This is a genomic window from Streptomyces sp. M41 (assembly GCF_043673425.1).
Lineage (GTDB): Bacteria > Actinomycetota > Actinomycetes > Streptomycetales > Streptomycetaceae > Streptomyces.
Map to the genome: position 1 here is coordinate 1 of NZ_JBIMKE010000034.1, position 16,338 is coordinate 16,338.

The window sequence follows — 16,338 nt, forward strand, 5'->3', positions numbered from 1 at the left end:
TACGTCTGGGCCGACGACGACAAAGCCTTTGGCGACGCCCGCATCATCTTCGTCGACACCGAGGTCTCCAACTGGACGTACGACCCGGTGCGGCAGCAGTACTTCTTCCACCGCTTCTTCTCCCACCAGCCGGATCTGAACTACGAGAACCCGGCCGTGCAGGAGGAGATCCTGGCCGCCCTCCGCTTCTGGCTGGACCTCGGCATCGACGGCTTCCGGCTCGACGCGGTGCCCTACCTGTACGCCGAGGAGGGCACGAACTGCGAGAACCTCCCGGCCACCCATGACTTCCTCAGGCGCGTGCGCCGCGAGATCGACGCGATGTACCCGGACACCGTGCTGCTGGCTGAGGCCAACCAGTGGCCGGAGGACGTCGTCGACTACTTCGGCGACTTCCGCAGCGGCGGCGACGAGTGCCACATGGCCTTCCACTTTCCCGTGATGCCGCGCATCTTCATGGCGGTCCGGCGGGAGTCCCGTTACCCGGTCTCGGAAATCCTCGCCAAGACCCCGGCCATCCCCTCCGGCTGCCAATGGGGCATCTTCCTGCGCAACCACGACGAGCTGACCCTGGAGATGGTCACCGACGAAGAGCGCGACTACATGTGGGCGGAGTACGCCAAGGACCCCCGCATGCGTGCCAACATCGGCATCCGTCGCCGGCTCGCCCCCCTGCTGGACAACGACCGGCACACCATCGAGCTGTTCTCCGCGCTGCTGCTGTCGCTCCCCGGCTCGCCGATCATCTACTACGGCGACGAGATCGGCATGGGCGACAACATCTGGCTCGGCGACCGTGACGCGGTGCGGACTCCGATGCAGTGGACCCCGGACCGCAACGCCGGTTTCTCCGCCTGCGATCCGGGCCGGCTCACCCTGCCCACGATCATGGACCCGGTCTACGGCTACCAGGTGACGAACGTGGAGGCGTCGATGGCCTCGCCGTCCTCACTGCTGCACTGGACCCGCCGCATGATCGAGATCCGCAAGCAGAATCCGGCGTTCGGCCTGGGCACCTACACCGAACTCCAGTCCTCCAACCCGGCGGTGCTGGCCTTCCTGCGCGAGTACGAGGACGACCTGGTGCTGTGTGTGAACAACTTCGCGCGGTTCGCACAGCCCACCGAACTCGATCTGCGCGAGTTCAGCGGACGCCACCCGGTGGAGCTGTTCGGCGGGGTCCGCTTCCCGGCCATCGGTGAGCTGCCCTATCTGCTGACCCTCGGGGGCCACGGCTTCTACTGGTTCCGGCTCTCCCGAGTCGCATCCCGCATCGGCCGACGACTCTCAGCGTGAGCTTTGAGCAGGCGCCGAGGAAAGGACGCGTCACCATGCAGAAGACCGCATCCGTCCGACCGAGCCGCACGGTCGACGCGAGCCCCATGGCCTCACTCGCCGGGCTGCTGCGGGAGTGGTTGCCACGGCAGCGCTGGTTCGCGGGCAAGGACCGCCCCGTCACGGATCTCGCGCTGCTGTCCATGACGGAGCTGTTCCCGGGCTGTCTGCATCTGCTGGTGCACGCCGGACACTCGGCGGTGCCCGCGCCCGGCGGAGCTCCCCCGGCCGGTGACTGCTACCAGCTGCTCCTCGGCGTACGCCAGCATCCGTCGCCGCGGCTCGGGCGGGCGCTGATCGGCCGTGCCGAGGAAGGCCCGCTGGCCGGTCTGACGGTGTTCGACGCGCTTCAGGACCCCCGGTCGGCCCAGCTGCTCCTGGAGCGGCTGCGGCATCCCGGCGCGGCGGGCCCGCTGTGCTTCGAGGGCGACCCTTCGGTGCCGGTCCCGGCCGGGTTGGTGCCACGGCTGCTGGACGCCGAGCAGTCCAACTCCTCGCTGGTGTACGGCGACTGCTTCATCCTGAAGCTCTTCAGGCGCATCCAGCCGGGCGTCAACCCCGATCTCGAGGTGCCGGTCGCGCTGGCCAGGCAGGACTGCCGGCGGGTGCCGGCTCCGGTGGCCTGGTTCCGCACCACGCATCCCTGGAAGGCGACGCTCGGGGTCCTCCAGCCCTTCCTGCGGGACGCCACCGACGGCTGGACGCTGGCGCTGGACGCGCTGGGCTCCGGCGGCGACTTCACGGCGGAGGCCCGTCAGCTGGGACGCGCCACAGCCGAGGTGCATGTGGCCCTGGCGTCGGCGTTCCCGTCCCTGTCCCGGGGCGAGAACGGCCGTACGGCGGCGGCCATGACGGAGCGGCTGGAGAACGCCGCGCACTTCGTCCCCGCCCTCCAGCCCTATGTACCCAACCTGCGCAACGCCTTCGGCGCCCTCGCCGCCTGCGATCCCGGGCCGCCCGCCCAGCGCATCCACGGCGACCTGCACCTGGGGCAGGTGCTGCGGGCCGGCCGGGAGTGGTTCGTCATCGACTTCGAGGGCGAGCCGTCCCGCCCGCTCACCGAGCGGCGGGCCGTCCACTCGCCGGTGCGGGACATCGCCGGCATGCTGCGCTCCTTCGACTACGCCGCCCGGCAGCGCCGGCCGTGGCGGCCGGAGTGGGCGCGCCGCTGCCGGGAGGCGTACTGCGCGGGCTATGCCGCCTCGGCCGGGTGGGACCCGCGCCAGAAGCACGGCCTGCTGCGTGCTTACGAAACCGACCGCGCCGTGTACGAGGTCCTGTACGAGGCCCGGCACCGACCCGACTGGTTGCCCGTACCGATGGCGGCGATCGAACGCCTCGCCGTGAGAGGAGCCTGACCCCATGGCCCTGCACGAGACCTCGCGCCCCGAGTCGGCCGGCCCCGGCCGGTGCGCCGCCGCGCCGCCCCTGGACCCCGCCGACCGGGATCGCCTGCTGGCGGGCGCGCACCACGATCCGCACGCCCTGCTCGGCGCCCATCCGGTGCCGGGCGGGATCGCCTTTCGCGCGCTGCGTCCGTTCGCGCGGGCGGTGAGTGTCGTCGTCGAAGGCGAGCGCACCCGGCTCGTCTCCGAGGGAGGCGGGCTGTTCTCCGGCGTGCTGCCGATGACCGCGATCCCCGTGTACACGCTGCTGGTGGCGTACGCCGAGGACGAGTCCGACGAGCGCGAGGTCCACGATCCGTACCGCTTCCTGCCCGCCCTCGGCGAGTTCGACCTGCACCTCGTCCGCGAGGGCCGGCACGAGGAGCTGTGGAAGGCGCTCGGTGCGGAGCCGATGTCCCACCAGGGTGTGCCGGGCACCCGGTTCACCGTGTGGGCGCCGAACGCCCAGGGCGTGCGGGTCGCCGGGGACTTCTGCCACTGGGACGGCACGGCGTTCCCGATGCGGTCGCTGGGCGCGTCCGGGGTGTGGGAAGTGTTCCTGCCGGGCATCGGCGAAGGCGCCCGGTACAAGTTCGAGATCACGTCCCGGTACGGCGGCCGTTTCCTCAAGGCCGACCCGATGGCGCGCCGGGCGGAGGTCCCGCCGGACACGGCGTCGATCGTGCACGCCTCGCACTACGAGTGGGGCGACGCGCGGTGGATGGAGCACCGGGGCGACGTGCCCGTGCACCAGGCCCCGTTCTCGGTCTACGAGGTGCATCTGCCGTCCTGGCGGCCGGGACTGACGTACCGGCAACTCGCCGACGAGCTGCCCGCGTATGTCAGGGACCTCGGTTTCACCCATGTCGAGTTCATGCCGGTGGCGCAGCATCCCTTCGCCGGCTCCTGGGGCTATCAGGTCACCGGCTTCTACGCTCCGGCGGCCCGGCTCGGCTCCCCGGACGACTTCAAGCACCTGGTCGACGCCCTCCACCAGGCCGGCATCGGGGTGATCGTCGACTGGGTGCCGGCCCACTTCCCCAAGGACGACTGGGCGCTCAGCCGGTTCGACGGGGACCCGCTGTACGAACCCGGGGACTCGCGGCGTGCCGAGCACCCGGACTGGGGGACGTTCGAGTTCGACTACGGACGCACCGAGGTGCGCAACTTCCTCGTCGCCAACGCGACGTACTGGTGCGAGGAGTTCCACATCGACGGGCTGCGCGTGGACGCCGTGGCCTCCATGCTCTACCTCGACTACTCACGGGACTCGGGGCAGTGGGCGCCGAACGTCTTCGGCGGGCGCGAGGACCTGGACGCGATGCGGTTCCTCCAGGAGATGAACGCGACGGTGTACCGGCGCAACCCGGGGGTCGTGACGATCGCCGAGGAGTCGACGGCCTGGGAGGGGGTGACGCGGCCGACCGACAGCGGCGGGCTGGGCTTCGGGCTGAAGTGGAACATGGGCTGGATGCACGACTCGCTGGAGTACATCGCGAAGGAGCCGGTGCACCGCAAGTACCACCACAACGAGATGACGTTCTCGATGGTGTACGCCTACAGCGAGAACTACGTGCTGCCCATCTCCCACGACGAAGTGGTCCACGGCAAGCAGGCCCTGGTCTCCAAGATGCCCGGCGACTGGTGGCAGCGACGCGCCAACCATCGCGCCTACCTGGGCTTCATGTGGGCCCATCCGGGCAAGCAGCTCCTGTTCATGGGGCAGGAGTTCGCGCAGGGCGCCGAATGGTCGGAGGCGCACGGTCCGGAGTGGTGGCTGCTGGATCCGGGGTACGCGTCCGCGGGCGACCATCGGGGTGTGCGGGACCTGGTCCGTGACCTCAACACGATCTACCGGGCGAGTCCGGCCCTGTGGGAGCGGGACACCGAGCCCGCGGGGTTCCAGTGGGTGCTCGGGGACGCCGCCGACGACAACGTCTTCGCCTTCCTGCGGTACGGCGCCGACGGTGACGTCCTGCTCGCCGTCTCCAACTTCTCCCCCGTCGTCCGGCACGACTACCGGCTGTGGGTGCCGGACCACGTCGACGTCTGGCAGGAGACGCTCAACACCGACGCCGCGCACTACGGCGGCAGCGGTGTCACCAACCCCGATCCCGTCAAGCCGGAGGACGGGCACATCCGGCTGACGCTGCCTCCGCTCGCCACGGTGTGGCTGTCGCCCTGAGCGGGCCGAGATCACCGAACGGGGTCAATTGTCAGTTCTCGACACCAGGCGCTCTCAGCTGGGCTAGATTCGGGCACCGCCGATAACAGAACTCATCGGTGATGTCACACCCGGTACACAGCAGGAGCAGCGCATGCGCGACCTCGGCCTCGCTCCCCCTTCGGTCACGGCCTTGACCGGCGGGCTCGCCGACAGCGTCTTCGAGACGGCGGCCCGCAACCCCACGTTGCCGATGCTCGCGCGCCGTCCCGACCCCGCCTCCCCGGTCTGGGAGGAGGTGACCGCGGTGGAGCTGCGGGACGAAGTGACCGATCTGGCCAAGGGGCTGATCGCGTCCGGGATCTCGCCGGGCCACCGCGTGGCCGTCATGGCGCGCACCCGGTACGAGTGGACGGTGCTCAGCTACGCGCTGTGGACGGTGGGCGCGGAGGTCGTACCGATCTATCCGACGTCGTCGCGCGACCAGGTCGAGTGGATCCTACGGGACGCCGAGTGCGTGGCCGTGGTGGTCGAGGACGAGCAGACGGTCATGACGGTGGGCTCCGTGTGCGGATCGCTGCCGCGGCTGCGCCACGTCTGGCAGCTGGACGCGGGAGGTCTCGGGCAGCTCGTCGAGCGGGGCGAGTTCATCCCGTTCGCCACCGTCGAGTCGCTGCGCCGCATCGTGCTGCCGGACTCCACCGCCGCCGTCATGTACACCTCGGGCACCACGGGCCGCCCCCTGGGCTGCGCGCTGAGCCACCGCAGTCTGGCGAGCCCATGCGACACCCTGCTGGCCGGCTGGGGCCACACGGTGATCCCGCCCGGCGAGGAGCAGGGGTCGGTCCTCGCCTTTCTGCCCTTCTCCCATGTGTACGGCCTGCTGGTGCAGAGCCTGTGCGTCCGCGGCGGCATGCTGATGGGGCATGAGCCCGACCTGAGCGAGGCCGCGCTGACGTCGGCCCTGCGCACCTTTAGGCCCACGTACTTCTGCGCCGTACCGTCGATCTTCGAGAAGATCTACAAGAACTTCCTGCGGGTGGCCCAGCAGTCGGGGCGCGGCGCGTTGTTCGAGCGGGCCGCCGACACCGCGCGGGACTTCGCGGCGGCGCTGGAGCGGCACCGGCTGGGCGGCGGGCCGGGGCCGGGCTTCGATCTGCGGTTGCAGCACGCCCTGTACGAGCGGACGGTGTACCGCAAGCTGCGGGCCGCGCTGGGCGGCCGGGTGTGCCGGGCGACCTCCGGCGGCTCGCCCCTGAACCGTGAACTCTCCTTGTTCTACGAGGGCATCGGCATCTATGTGAACGACGGGTACGGCCTGACCGAGACCTGTGGCGGGGTCACCGCGCAGCCGCTGGGCCGGGAGATGTCGGGGACGGTCGGGCAGGCGCTGCCCGGCGTCGACCTGAGGGTGGCGGACGACGGGGAGATCCTGGTGCGGGGGCCGTCGGTCTTCCAGGGCTATGTCAACGACGAGGCCGCGACCCGTTCGGCGCTGCGGGGCGGCTGGCTGGCCACCGGGGACCTCGGCCGGCTGGACTCCGACGGCTATCTGACGATCACCGGACGCAAGAAGGACGTCATCATCACGAGCAGCGGCAAGAGCGTCTCCCCCGCGCTCCTGGAGCAGCGCCTGAGGCAACATCCGCTGGTCCACCAGGCGGTGGTGGTGGGCGACAACCGGCCTTGCGTCGGCGCCCTGATCACCCTGGACCCGGACTTCCTGGCCTTCTGGCGCGACTCCCTCGCGGCACGCAGCGACGCGCGCATGCGGGAGGCACGGGAGGAGAACGCGCTGCGCGAGGAGATCGCCCGTGCGGTGGCCGCCGCCAACAGCGCGGTGTCGCGCCCGGAGTCCATCCGGGTGTTCCGGGTGCTGCCGGAGCCGTTCGACGTCGCGAGCGGTTTGCTGACGCCGTCGATGAAGCTGCGCCGGGACGCGATCGTGCGGCACTACGCGGTGCAGATCGACGCGATGTACCAGGCGCGCTCGCGGGCGCCCCGGGAGCACCTGTCGGACGAGCAGGCGCACTGGGACGACGCGGACAACGTGTTCGGCTGAGGGGGCGGCGCGTACTGAACGGGCTGTCTACTCCCCCGTGGTCAGCCGTACGACGTTCGAGGGCTCCCCGAGGACGAAGGCGCGGACGCGGTAGGCGGCGTGGCGTTCGTCGGGCAGGGGGGCGAAGTCGGTGGCCTCGGTGTCCGGGGCGAGCACGGCGACCGGGTCGTACCGGTCGCCGTCCGTCCTACGGAGCTCCAGGAGGAAGCCGTCCTCGTCCGAGGCGGTGTCCGTCCAGGTGAGGCGGAGGCCGTCCGGCCGCTCGGCCTGGTCGGGCCGCACCGTGGGGCCGGTGTAGGTGCGCAGGCGGTAGTGGAAGGTGGTGTGCGGCATGAGGTCGGGGTGGCGGTAGGCCGTCACCTGGGGTGCGAGGTACTGGAGGACGGTGTAGCGGCCGGCCTCCTCGGTCGCGAACTCCAGGACGTGGCCCGCGGCCTCGGGCGGGGTGTCCCGCCAGCGCAGGTCGATGTCGGTGGGCGTGGTGAGGACACCGGTCAGCGCCTGTCCGGTGTCTGCGGAACAGGCCGGCAGCGCCAGGAGCAGCGCTGCCGACACCGCGATGCGCGCCTTTCCTCGCATACGGCCGCTACTTCCGCCAGAAGCGGACGTTGCTCCACTCCACGGTCGCCGTCCCGTTGCCGCTGTTGGTGCGGTAGGCGCCGAACTTGTCGTAGAAGCTGCCGCCGGGGCTCGCGTAGGTGTGCTTGAGTGAGCCGTTGATGTAGGTGCGGTGCTCAAATCCCACCTGGTGGACGGTGTTGACGCGGACGGTCGCGCCGACGGTGCCGGCGTGGGAGAGCGTGGTGCCGCCGTGCACCGCGTACAGCCTGCCGCCGCGCTCGACGGCCAGCATGAAGTAGGGGCCGGAGCCCGACTCGTGGAACGTCTGTTTGAGGCTGATGCGGGTGCCGCTGAGGCTGGTGATGCGGAAGTAGCCCTCGAACTGGCGGGTTCCGCCGGTGTAGGTGGCGTAGCGACGTTCAGCCCGCTGGTCGCCGCTCGCGGTGGAGCAGGTGAGCCGGAAGGTCAGTCCGTCGACCTGGCCGCAGCCGCGTTCCTGCACGGTGAAGCCAGGTGACGTCGACTGCCAGCCACCGGGCTCGACTTCGGCGAAGGCGTGCGGGGTGGAGAGCAACGAGGTGGCCAACAGCGCGGAGGTGACGGTGAGGGTGCGCAGGGATGCGAGCATCCTGCCTCCTGTCGGATGTGGGGGGTGACCGCCGGCCACTCAGCGGGACATGAGGTACCTGCCGCGTTCACAGGAGTGAACAACGGTCGCCGATCTGGACGATCGATACGGACGTTAGGTTCAGACCAATCGGCCGTCAAGGGATCGCGCGTACACGTCTTTCAGCTCCGAACCGGTGTGCCCCTGGGCCGGCCGGGGCAAGGTGGCTGTCGACGGGTTCATCTGCCTGCTGCTCCCGGCTGGCGGAACGACCGGTGGCGCGGTGGGATCGATGCGTGCGAAGCAGCGATTCAGGGGCAGGCGAACGACGTCGAGGCAGACCGCCTGGAGCCGCAGAAGGGATGATCACCGTGACACGACCCAGGATCCTGGTGGTTGGCGCAGGCTTCGCCGGAGTGGGGTGCGTTCGCCGCCTGGAACGCAAACTCGCCCCCGACGAGGCCGAGATCACCTTGGTGACGCCGTCCTCCTACCAGCTCTATCTGCCACTTCTGCCCCAGGTCGCCTCCGGCGTCCTCACCCCTCAGTCGATCGCCCTCTCGCTGCGCCGCAGCCGCAGGTACCGCACCCGCATCATTCCGGGCGGCGCCATCGGCGTGGACCTCGCGGCCAAGGTGTGCGTCGTGCGCACCATCACCGACAAGATCGTCAACGAGCCGTACGACTACATCGTGCTGGCCCCCGGGAGCATCACCCGTACCTTCGACATCCCCGGGCTCGTCGACCACGCGTACGGCATGAAGACGCTGGCGGAGGCCGCCTACCTGCGCGACCACGTCATCTCCCAGCTGGACCTCGCCGATGCCAGCCAGGACCCGCAGGAGCGCGCCGCACGGCTTCAGTTCGTGGTGGTCGGCGGCGGCTACGCGGGCACCGAGACCGCGGCGTGCCTGCAACAGCTGACGCACAACGCGGTCAAGCGCTACCCGCGGCTCGACCCGCACCTGATCCGCTGGCATCTCATCGACATCGCACCGAGGCTGATGCCCGAGCTCGGCGAGAAGCTGGGCAGCACCGCCCAGCAGGTGCTGCGCAGGCGCGGGATCGACATCTCCCTCGGCGTCTCCATCGCCAAGGCGGGCCCCGACGAGGTCACCTTCACTGACGGCCGGGTGATCCCCACCCATACGCTGATCTGGACCGCCGGTGTCGTCGCGAGCCCGCTGATCGGCACGCTGGGCGCGGAGACGGTGAAGGGCCGGCTCGCGGTGACCGCCGAGATGAACCTGCCCAGGCACGACGGCGTGTTCGCGCTCGGCGACGCCGCCGCGGTGCCGGACGTGGCCAAGGGCGAGGAGGGAGCCGTCTGCCCGCCGACCGCCCAGCACGCCATGCGCCAGGGCAAGGTGGTCGCCGACAACGTCATCTCCGCCCTGCGTCATCAGCCGCTGCGGCCGTACGAGCACAAGGATCTCGGCCTGGTGGTCGACCTCGGTGGCCGTGACGCCGTTTCCAAGCCCCTCGGCGTGGAGCTGAAGGGTCTGCCCGCGCTGGCCGTCGCCCGCGGCTATCACTGGTCGGCGCTGCGCACCAACGTCGCCAAGACGCGCGTGATGACGAACTGGCTGCTCAACGCCGTCGCCGGGGACGATTTCGTACGCACCGGGTTCCAGGCGCGAAGGCCGGCCAAGCTGAAGGACTTCGAGTTCAGCAACGCGTATCTGACACCGGAGCAGCTCCAGGCGCATGTCGCCGGGAAGGGCGGCCCCGCGGGGACGGCGGAGTGAGGTGAGGGCCCCGGCCGGGCCGCGGTGCGGGGCGTGAAGGACGAGCAGGGCGCGAGAGAGAGTACGGCGGCGTGAGGGCAGCGGGACGGCCGGTCCGGGCGCGGCTGCGGGACCGGGCCGCGGCGTCGGACCCCGGGCTGCTGCGGCTGGCAGCCGGGCTGCGCACCGTGGGGGCCATCGCCCTCGCGGTCGCCGTGCTCGCCCTGCTCGGCAGCGAGGTGACCGTTCTGGTGACGGGGGCCATGGCGGCGATGGCCGCCACCTTCGCCATCCGCGAGAAGCAGCGCGGGCCGCAGGCCGTCACGCTCGCCCTGGGCCTGCCGGTGGCGCTGGCCTCCATGACGCTGGCGGCGCTGCTGCACGAGCATCTCCTGGCCGGCGACCTGTTCTTCGTGGCGCTCATCTTCTGTGCGGTCTACAGCCGCCGGTTCGGCGACCGTGGCACGGCGCTCGGCCTGATCGGCTTCCAGATCTACTTCGTCTCCCTCTTCGTCGGTACCACCGTCTCCGGGCTGCCCGAGCTGTGCGGGGCGGTCGCCGTGGCCTTCGCGTGCAGCGCGCTGGTGCGGTTCGCGGTCGTTCCCGAGACGCCCGCGGGGGTGCTGGAGCGGCTGCGCGAGGCATTCCGGGCCCGGCTGGCCCAGCTGCTCTCCGCGCAGCTCGACCTGCTCGACGCCGGGCCCCGGGAGGTGGACCGGGCCCTGGAGCGGGTCCGCGACGGCACCGCGCGCCTGCACGACACGGCGCTGCTGATCCAGGGCCGGCTGGAGGAGGGGACTGCCGACGAGGCGGTGGCCCGGCTCGTCCAGCGGCGGGTCGCCGACGCCGAGATCGCCGCCGAGCGGCTCGGGCTGGCGCTGCTCGCAGCACGCGGCGCCGAACGCGTGGACACCTTGGCCCTGCATCTGCCCGGCGCGCCGGTGCCTTCGGGCGGGCGGCATCCCGTGCGCGACGAGGCGACGGTCATGCTGCGCCGTGATCTCGGCGCGTTGCGCCTGCTCGTGCTGCGGCCCGTCGACGGGGCCGGCGGCACGGGGCTGGCCCACCTCCGCAACCGGCTGCTCGGCTACCGCGACGAGGAGAACCTGCCCGATGCCGCCCCGGCCGTGCAGGACGTCTTCCGGCGGATCGGCGAGACGGCCCGGGCGGTCCTCGGGCTGCGGATCGCCCTCGGCAGCGCCCCGGACGAGGCGGACGACAGCCCGGCCACGGCCCGCTCGCGCGAGGAGCTGGACGCGGAGGACGCCGTGCTCGACGCCGAGGAGGAGGAGCCCTCCCCGGAGGCCACCGGGCTGCGGCGTCCCACCACACGTGCCGCCGTGCAGGTGGCCGTGGGGTCGGCGCTGGCCATGGTCGGCGGCGAGCTGCTGAGCCGGGACCGCTGGTACTGGGCGGTGCTGACCTGCTGGATCGTGTTCCTCAACACCGCGTCCACCGGTGAGATCCTGGTCAAGGGCTACCGTCGGCTGCTGGGCACCGTGCTCGGCGTCCTGGCCGGCATCGTGCTGGCGGGTGCCGTCGGGCGGCACACCTGGACGGCGTTCGCACTGGTGCTGGTGTTCGTCTTCCTGATGTTCTACTCGGCGCCGGTGTCCTACACGCTGATGTCCTTCTTCGTCACCGCGGCGCTCGGCCTGCTGTACACCCTGCTGCACACCTACAGCCTCTCGGTGCTGGTGCTGCGCATCGGGGAGACGGCGCTGGGCGCGGCCTGCGGAATCGTCGCCGCCGCGTTCGTGCTGCCGGTGCAGACGGACCGGCGTACCAATGAACTCCTCGCCACCGTCCTGGAGCGGCTCGGTGAGGTCACCCGAGGCGCGGTCGAGCAGCTCAGTGGCGGGCCCCCGGTCGATCTGATCGACCAGGCGCGCGATCTGGACCAGGCGCTGGCCGACCTGCGGGCCGCCACCAAGCCGCTCACCCACCCGGTGACACCGCTGCGGGCCCGGCGGGACACCGCCCGCTATGTCGTCGCGCTCCTGGAGACCTGTGCCTATCACGCGCGTTCGCTGGCCGCGACCGCCGATCTGCTGCCCACCCACCCCGCGATCGCGGCGGACCCCCGGCTGCGCCGGGCCTCGGGGCGCATCGCGCACAACATCGAGGCGATCGCGGCACACGTCACCGACGAACACGCCGCAGCCGAGATCGAGACCGGCCCGAGCATCGCCTCGCTGCTGGGCCCGGCCTCCCCCTACGCCCCGCGCTACGGCCGGGTCACCGACCGGGTGCTGCGGCATCTCCAACGCCTCGACGAGGGCGTGGCCGGTCTGGCGCGTCCGCTGGGCGTGCCCGTGAAGACACCGGAAGGAGACGGCTCACCGGGGCGAAAGCGGGGTACGCGAAAGACATGACCGATGTCGTGGACTCAGACGAACTGTTGCGGCGCATGCAGCGCGCGAGGACCTGCGCCCGGCAGGAGGAGCGGGCCTGGCAGGCCCGGAGCGAGGAGCTGAGGTCGACCGACCCCGAGGGCGCCCGTGACGCCACCGTACGGACCGTGGCCTACGGGGCCGTGCTCACGGTGCTGGACGAGATCCTGACGCCGGGCCGCCACCATGAGCGGACCTGAAGGGCGAGCCGGGTGCGGCGGGATCAAGAACGGGCGTGAAACGGGTCACGTACCCCGCTCCTGGTTACGCGGGAGCAGACCAGATGGTTTACGGTTCATACATACGTGGTCATGGGGTAGACCGTAACCGTCCCCCTGAACCACCGCCTACGGCCCTGGCCGGCCTCCCCCGTCCGGCCAGGGCTTTTTCATGCCCTCAGCGGCTCACCGCACGAAGATTCCCGGCGGAAACCGTCCTCCGCCGAGGTGCTCACCCGGCCGGCAGCCGCTGAAATGGACGCAGGGAAGCAACGGAACCTCGGTCGTCCGTGAGGAGCCCCGTGTCATGACCAAAGCGATCAAACTGCTGACCGCCCTTCCGCCACCGCAGCGCGAGCGTCTGATGTCGCTCGCCCGGGAAACCTCCTTTCCGGAGGACAACCGGATCTTCGAGGCGGGCGGCACGGCCGACCGCTTCTGGGTCATCCGCTCCGGCGCGGTCTCCCTCGACCAGCGGGTGTCGCCGGTGCAGCGGGTCACCGTCGCCAGCCTGGGCGCGGGCGATCTGCTCGGCTGGTCCTGGCTGTTCCCGCCGTACCGGTGGGACTTCGGCGCGGAGGCCTTCAGCCCCGTGCGCGCCTACGAGTTCGACGCGGCGCAGGTGCTCCAGCTGTGCGAGGAGGACCCCCGGCTCGGCATGTCCCTGGTACGGCATGTCGCCGAAATCCTCGCGCACCGGCTGGAGTTGACCCGGGGCAGGCTGATGGAGCAGTACGGGCAGCGCCGGCGCAGCGTGCTCTGAGCCGAGGCGTTGCGTACGTCAGACGCGGTAGCGGCGCAGCGCCGGCACCGCCGCGGCCAGGACCAGCATCAGGACGACGACCAGCAGTCCGCCGCCCGCGGTGGCCGTACGGGCGCCGAAGGCCGAGCCCGCCGTGCCGTGCAGGACATCGGCGAGGCGCGGGCCGCCCGCGACGACGACCGTGAAGACGCCCTGCATCCGCCCGCGCATCTCGTCGTCGGCCGCCGACAGCAGGATCGCCCCGCGAAACACCATCGAGACCATGTCGGCGATGCCGGCCAGGGCCAGGAACGCCACCGCGAGCCAGAGGCTGCCGCTCAGCCCGAATCCCGTGATGGCGGCGCCCCATGCGACGACCGCTCCGATCAGCATCCAGCCGTGTCGGCGGGCCCGGGAGAACGTGCCGGAGAACAGCCCGCCGGCCACCGCCCCGATCGGGATCGCCGCGAACAGCAGGCCGAGCGCGAGCCCTTCGCCGTACGGGGCGTAGGTCTGGCTCGCCAGTTGCGGGAAGAGGGCGCGGGGCATGCCGAAGACCATCGCGATGATGTCGGCGAGGAAGGACAGCAACAGCACCTGGTGCAGGGCTATGTAGCGAAAGCCCTCGGCGATCTCCCGTATGCCCGCGCGGCGTCTCCCGGCGGCCAGGGGAGGCAGCGCGGGCAGCCGTGCGACCGCCCAGACCGTGACGCACAGGGCGAGGGCGTCTATGAGGTACAGCTCGGCCAGGCCGATGACGGGAATGAGGACACCGGCCAGCAGCGGCCCGAGCACCTGCCCGGTCTGCATGACGGTCGAGCCGAGCGCGTTGGCGGCGGGCAGTTCGTGGGCCGGCACCAGACGGGCGATGGAGGCGCTGCGGGCCGGGGAGTTGAGGCCCCAGAACGCCTGCTGCACGGCGAGCAGCACCATGAGTGTGCCCACCGACTCCAGTCCGGTGACGGCCTGCAGCCAGAACAGCACCGAGGTGACGGCGATGCCGATGTTGGTGATCAGCAGCAGTTTGCGCCGGTCCATGGCGTCGGCGATCGCCCCGCCCCACAGCGCGAACACCACGAGCGGGAGCAGGCCGGCGAGGCTCGCGGCACCCACCCATGCCGAGGAGCCGGTGATGTCGTAGATCTGCTTGGGCACCGCGACCGCGGTGAGCTGGCTGCCGACGGCCGTGACGATGGTCGAGGACCACAGGCGGCGGTAGGCGGGGCGGCTCAGCGGCCGGGTGTCCATGGCCCAGCGGCGACGGCCGCGCCGCTGGGCCGGCGGGGCAGAGGGTTCGTCCTTCTCCCGGGCTTCGGTGTCGCTCTCGCTGGTGTCCACGCGCTTCCTCGATGCTCGTTACATCTTTCTCGTCCGGGGTCACTATCGCAGCTGTGTACGGGCGTTGGGATCCGAATCTCAGCTTCCGGCGATCAAGGTGGTGCCCAGGACGATCATCGTGACGGCCACGAGACCGTCCAGGACTCGCCAGGCCGTCGGCTTGGCGAGGTGCCGGCTCAGCAGCCGGGCCCCGAAGCCCAGGGCGGCGAACCAGCAGAGGCTGGCGAGCACGGCGCCCAGGCCGAAGGTCCAGCGCATCGGGCCGCGGTCGGCGGCGACCGTGCCGAGCAGGAAGACGGTGTCGAGGTAGACGTGCGGGTTGAGCCAGGTCATCACCAGGCAGGTCAGCATCGCCCGCCGCCGGGAGCCCGCCAGGTCGCCGTCCGTCATGAGGGCGCCGGCCGGCTTGAACACCCGGCGGGCGGCGAGCGCGCCGTAGCAGAGCAGGAACGCCCCGCCGACCCAGGCCACGGCGGTCAGCACCCCCGGCCATGCCACGACCACCGCGCCGACGCCGGCCACGCCCAAGGTGATCAGGAGCGCGTCGGACAGGGCGCAGATGCCGACGACGGCGAGGACCGCTTCACGACGGATTCCCTGGCGCAGGACGAAGGCGTTCTGGGCGCCGATGGCGACGATGAGCGACAGGCCGGTGCCGAAGCCTGCGGCAGCGGTGGTCAGGGCGTTGGTCATGACATCGACGCTAGGGAAGCGATCTGTGCAAGTACAGCTAAAGATTCTTACGTATCCTTAGCACAGCTGAAGGCAGCAGACATCAGACAGCAGACATCCAACAGCAGCCAGGCGCGGACAGGCGGGTGGACAGGTGGACGGTGCGGTGAGGCGGGGACGGTGCGGGCAGAGCTGACGGAGCTGCCGCTCGACCAGGTGCGGACCCTGCTCGCGGTGGTCGATGAGGGCACGTTCGACGCGGCAGCCGCCGCCCTGCATGTGACGCCGTCGGCGGTGAGCCAGCGGGTGAAGGCGCTGGAGCAGCGCACGGGCCGCGTCCTGCTGGTGCGCACCAAGCCGGTGCGGGCGACCGAGTCGGGTGAGGTCGTCGTGCGGTTCGCCCGCCAGCTCGCGCGGCTGGAGCGCGATGCGCGGACCGAGCTGGGCATGAGCGGCACGGGAGACACGACCCGGGTTTCGATCGCGGTGAACGCCGATTCCTTGGCGACATGGTTCCTCGCGGCCCTCTCGCGCGTACCGGAGGGGCTGCGGCTCTCCTTCGAGCTGCGGCGGGAGGACGAAAGCCGGACGGCGACGCTGCTGCGGGAGGGCCTGGTGATGGCCGCGGTGACCTCGTCGCCGGATGCCGTGGCGGGATGTTCGGTGCGTCCGCTCGGCCGGATGCGCTATCTGGCCGCGGCGAGCCCGGAGTTCGCCGAGCGGCACCTCGGCGAACCGCTGGGGGAGGCGTTGACGCGGGCGCCGGTGCTGATCTTCGACCGCAGTGACGATCTCCAGGACGCTTTCGTCCGCCGTCTGCGCCGCAGCCGCACCGGCGCGAGCGCCGTACGGCACCAGGTGCCCACCTCGGAGGGCTTTCTGTCCTCCGTGGTCGCCGGACTCGGCTGGGGCATGATCCCCGAGGCCCAGCTGGAGCCGCTGCTGAGGCAGGGCCGGCTGGTGCAGCTCGCTGCGGACCGGCCGGTCGACGTCCCGCTGTACTGGCAGCAGTGGAAGCTGCACTCACCGGCGCTGGTGGCGGTGACGGACGCGGTGACGGCGACGGCGGCGCAGGCACTGCGCGACTGAGCGCGACCGAGTGCGCCCACGCTTTGCTCGCTCCCTCGTGCGCAG

General features: G+C 71.1%; 13 protein-coding genes. 9 read left to right on the forward strand and 4 right to left on the reverse strand.

Annotated elements, in window-relative coordinates; all coding sequences use genetic code 11:
* From treS to ACHBTE_RS30440, 4 genes are all read left to right on the forward strand, one after another.
* On the forward strand, positions 1-1,296 hold a 1,296-nt coding region (gene treS / locus ACHBTE_RS30425; protein WP_394727937.1), incomplete at its 5' end, for a maltose alpha-D-glucosyltransferase.
* Positions 1,297-1,331: 35 nt separating this feature from the next.
* On the forward strand, positions 1,332-2,693 hold the full coding sequence (locus ACHBTE_RS30430; protein WP_394727939.1) for a maltokinase: 1,362 nt from the start codon (positions 1,332-1,334) through the stop codon (positions 2,691-2,693).
* 4 nt (positions 2,694-2,697) lie between these two features.
* Positions 2,698-4,905: a 1,4-alpha-glucan branching enzyme gene (gene glgB, locus ACHBTE_RS30435; protein WP_394727941.1), complete on the forward strand. Its 2,208-nt coding sequence runs from the start codon at positions 2,698-2,700 to the stop codon at positions 4,903-4,905.
* Between the two features lie 133 nt (positions 4,906-5,038).
* Positions 5,039-6,946 (forward strand): AMP-dependent synthetase/ligase, encoded by a 1,908-nt coding sequence (locus ACHBTE_RS30440; RefSeq protein WP_394727943.1) that lies wholly within the window; start codon positions 5,039-5,041, stop codon positions 6,944-6,946.
* Positions 6,947-6,973: 27 nt separating this feature from the next.
* On the opposite strand, the gene ACHBTE_RS30445 is transcribed toward ACHBTE_RS30440, so the two are convergent.
* Together ACHBTE_RS30445 and ACHBTE_RS30450 are read right to left on the reverse strand one after the other, a co-directional pair.
* Positions 6,974-7,525: a hypothetical protein gene (locus tag ACHBTE_RS30445; protein ID WP_394727945.1), complete on the reverse strand. Its 552-nt coding sequence runs from the start codon at positions 7,523-7,525 to the stop codon at positions 6,974-6,976.
* A 7-nt stretch (positions 7,526-7,532) separates the two neighbouring features.
* Positions 7,533-8,135, reverse strand: coding sequence for a hypothetical protein (locus ACHBTE_RS30450; RefSeq protein WP_394727947.1), 603 nt, complete (start codon positions 8,133-8,135; stop codon positions 7,533-7,535).
* Between the two features lie 341 nt (positions 8,136-8,476).
* Between ACHBTE_RS30450 and ACHBTE_RS30455 the strand changes: the two genes are divergently transcribed.
* The 4 genes from ACHBTE_RS30455 to ACHBTE_RS30470 all read left to right on the forward strand — a co-directional run bounded on the left by ACHBTE_RS30455 (position 8,477) and on the right by ACHBTE_RS30470 (position 13,215).
* Positions 8,477-9,862 carry an NAD(P)/FAD-dependent oxidoreductase gene (locus ACHBTE_RS30455; RefSeq protein WP_394727949.1) on the forward strand — a complete coding sequence of 462 codons (1,386 nt, stop codon included), beginning with the start codon at positions 8,477-8,479 and terminating at the stop codon, positions 9,860-9,862.
* A gap of 71 nt (positions 9,863-9,933) precedes the next feature.
* Entirely contained in the window at positions 9,934-12,216 is a 2,283-nt protein-coding gene (locus ACHBTE_RS30460; protein ID WP_394727951.1) for an FUSC family protein, read from the forward strand.
* Positions 12,213-12,434 (forward strand): hypothetical protein, encoded by a 222-nt coding sequence (locus ACHBTE_RS30465; protein ID WP_394727953.1) that lies wholly within the window; start codon positions 12,213-12,215, stop codon positions 12,432-12,434. The genes ACHBTE_RS30460 and ACHBTE_RS30465 overlap by 4 nt, the downstream gene beginning before the upstream one ends.
* Positions 12,435-12,759: 325 nt before the next feature.
* Complete coding sequence (locus tag ACHBTE_RS30470; protein ID WP_394727955.1) at positions 12,760-13,215, forward strand: cyclic nucleotide-binding domain-containing protein; 456 nt, start codon at positions 12,760-12,762, stop codon at positions 13,213-13,215.
* A gap of 18 nt (positions 13,216-13,233) precedes the next feature.
* On the opposite strand, the gene ACHBTE_RS30475 is transcribed toward ACHBTE_RS30470, so the two are convergent.
* Both ACHBTE_RS30475 and ACHBTE_RS30480 read right to left on the reverse strand, forming a co-directional pair.
* Positions 13,234-14,532, reverse strand: a complete 1,299-nt coding sequence (locus tag ACHBTE_RS30475; protein ID WP_394727957.1) for an MFS transporter — start codon at positions 14,530-14,532, stop codon at positions 13,234-13,236.
* 78 nt (positions 14,533-14,610) lie between these two features.
* A complete protein-coding gene (locus ACHBTE_RS30480; protein ID WP_394727959.1) occupies positions 14,611-15,225 on the reverse strand; it encodes a LysE/ArgO family amino acid transporter in 615 nt (204 codons plus the stop codon).
* Between the two features lie 159 nt (positions 15,226-15,384).
* On the opposite strand from ACHBTE_RS30480, the gene ACHBTE_RS30485 reads away from it, so the two are divergent.
* Complete coding sequence (locus ACHBTE_RS30485) at positions 15,385-16,293, forward strand: LysR family transcriptional regulator ArgP (RefSeq protein ID WP_394727961.1); 909 nt, start codon at positions 15,385-15,387, stop codon at positions 16,291-16,293.
* Positions 16,294-16,338 lie beyond the last annotated feature (45 nt).

Excerpts from the sequence above, each read along its gene's own strand:
- ACHBTE_RS30470 (WP_394727955.1), top strand. The coding sequence starts at position 12,760 with ATGACCAAAGCGATCAAACTGCTGACCGCCCTTCCGCCACCGCAGCGC.
- ACHBTE_RS30440 (WP_394727943.1), top strand. The coding sequence starts at position 5,039 with ATGCGCGACCTCGGCCTCGCTCCCCCTTCGGTCACGGCCTTGACCGGC.
- ACHBTE_RS30450 (WP_394727947.1), bottom strand. The coding sequence starts at position 8,135 with ATGCTCGCATCCCTGCGCACCCTCACCGTCACCTCCGCGCTGTTGGCC.
- ACHBTE_RS30480 (WP_394727959.1), bottom strand. The coding sequence starts at position 15,225 with ATGACCAACGCCCTGACCACCGCTGCCGCAGGCTTCGGCACCGGCCTG.
- ACHBTE_RS30445 (WP_394727945.1), bottom strand. The coding sequence starts at position 7,525 with ATGCGAGGAAAGGCGCGCATCGCGGTGTCGGCAGCGCTGCTCCTGGCG.
- ACHBTE_RS30455 (WP_394727949.1), top strand. The coding sequence starts at position 8,477 with ATGATCACCGTGACACGACCCAGGATCCTGGTGGTTGGCGCAGGCTTC.
- ACHBTE_RS30465 (WP_394727953.1), top strand. The coding sequence starts at position 12,213 with ATGACCGATGTCGTGGACTCAGACGAACTGTTGCGGCGCATGCAGCGC.
- glgB (WP_394727941.1), top strand. The coding sequence starts at position 2,698 with ATGGCCCTGCACGAGACCTCGCGCCCCGAGTCGGCCGGCCCCGGCCGG.
- ACHBTE_RS30430 (WP_394727939.1), top strand. The coding sequence starts at position 1,332 with ATGCAGAAGACCGCATCCGTCCGACCGAGCCGCACGGTCGACGCGAGC.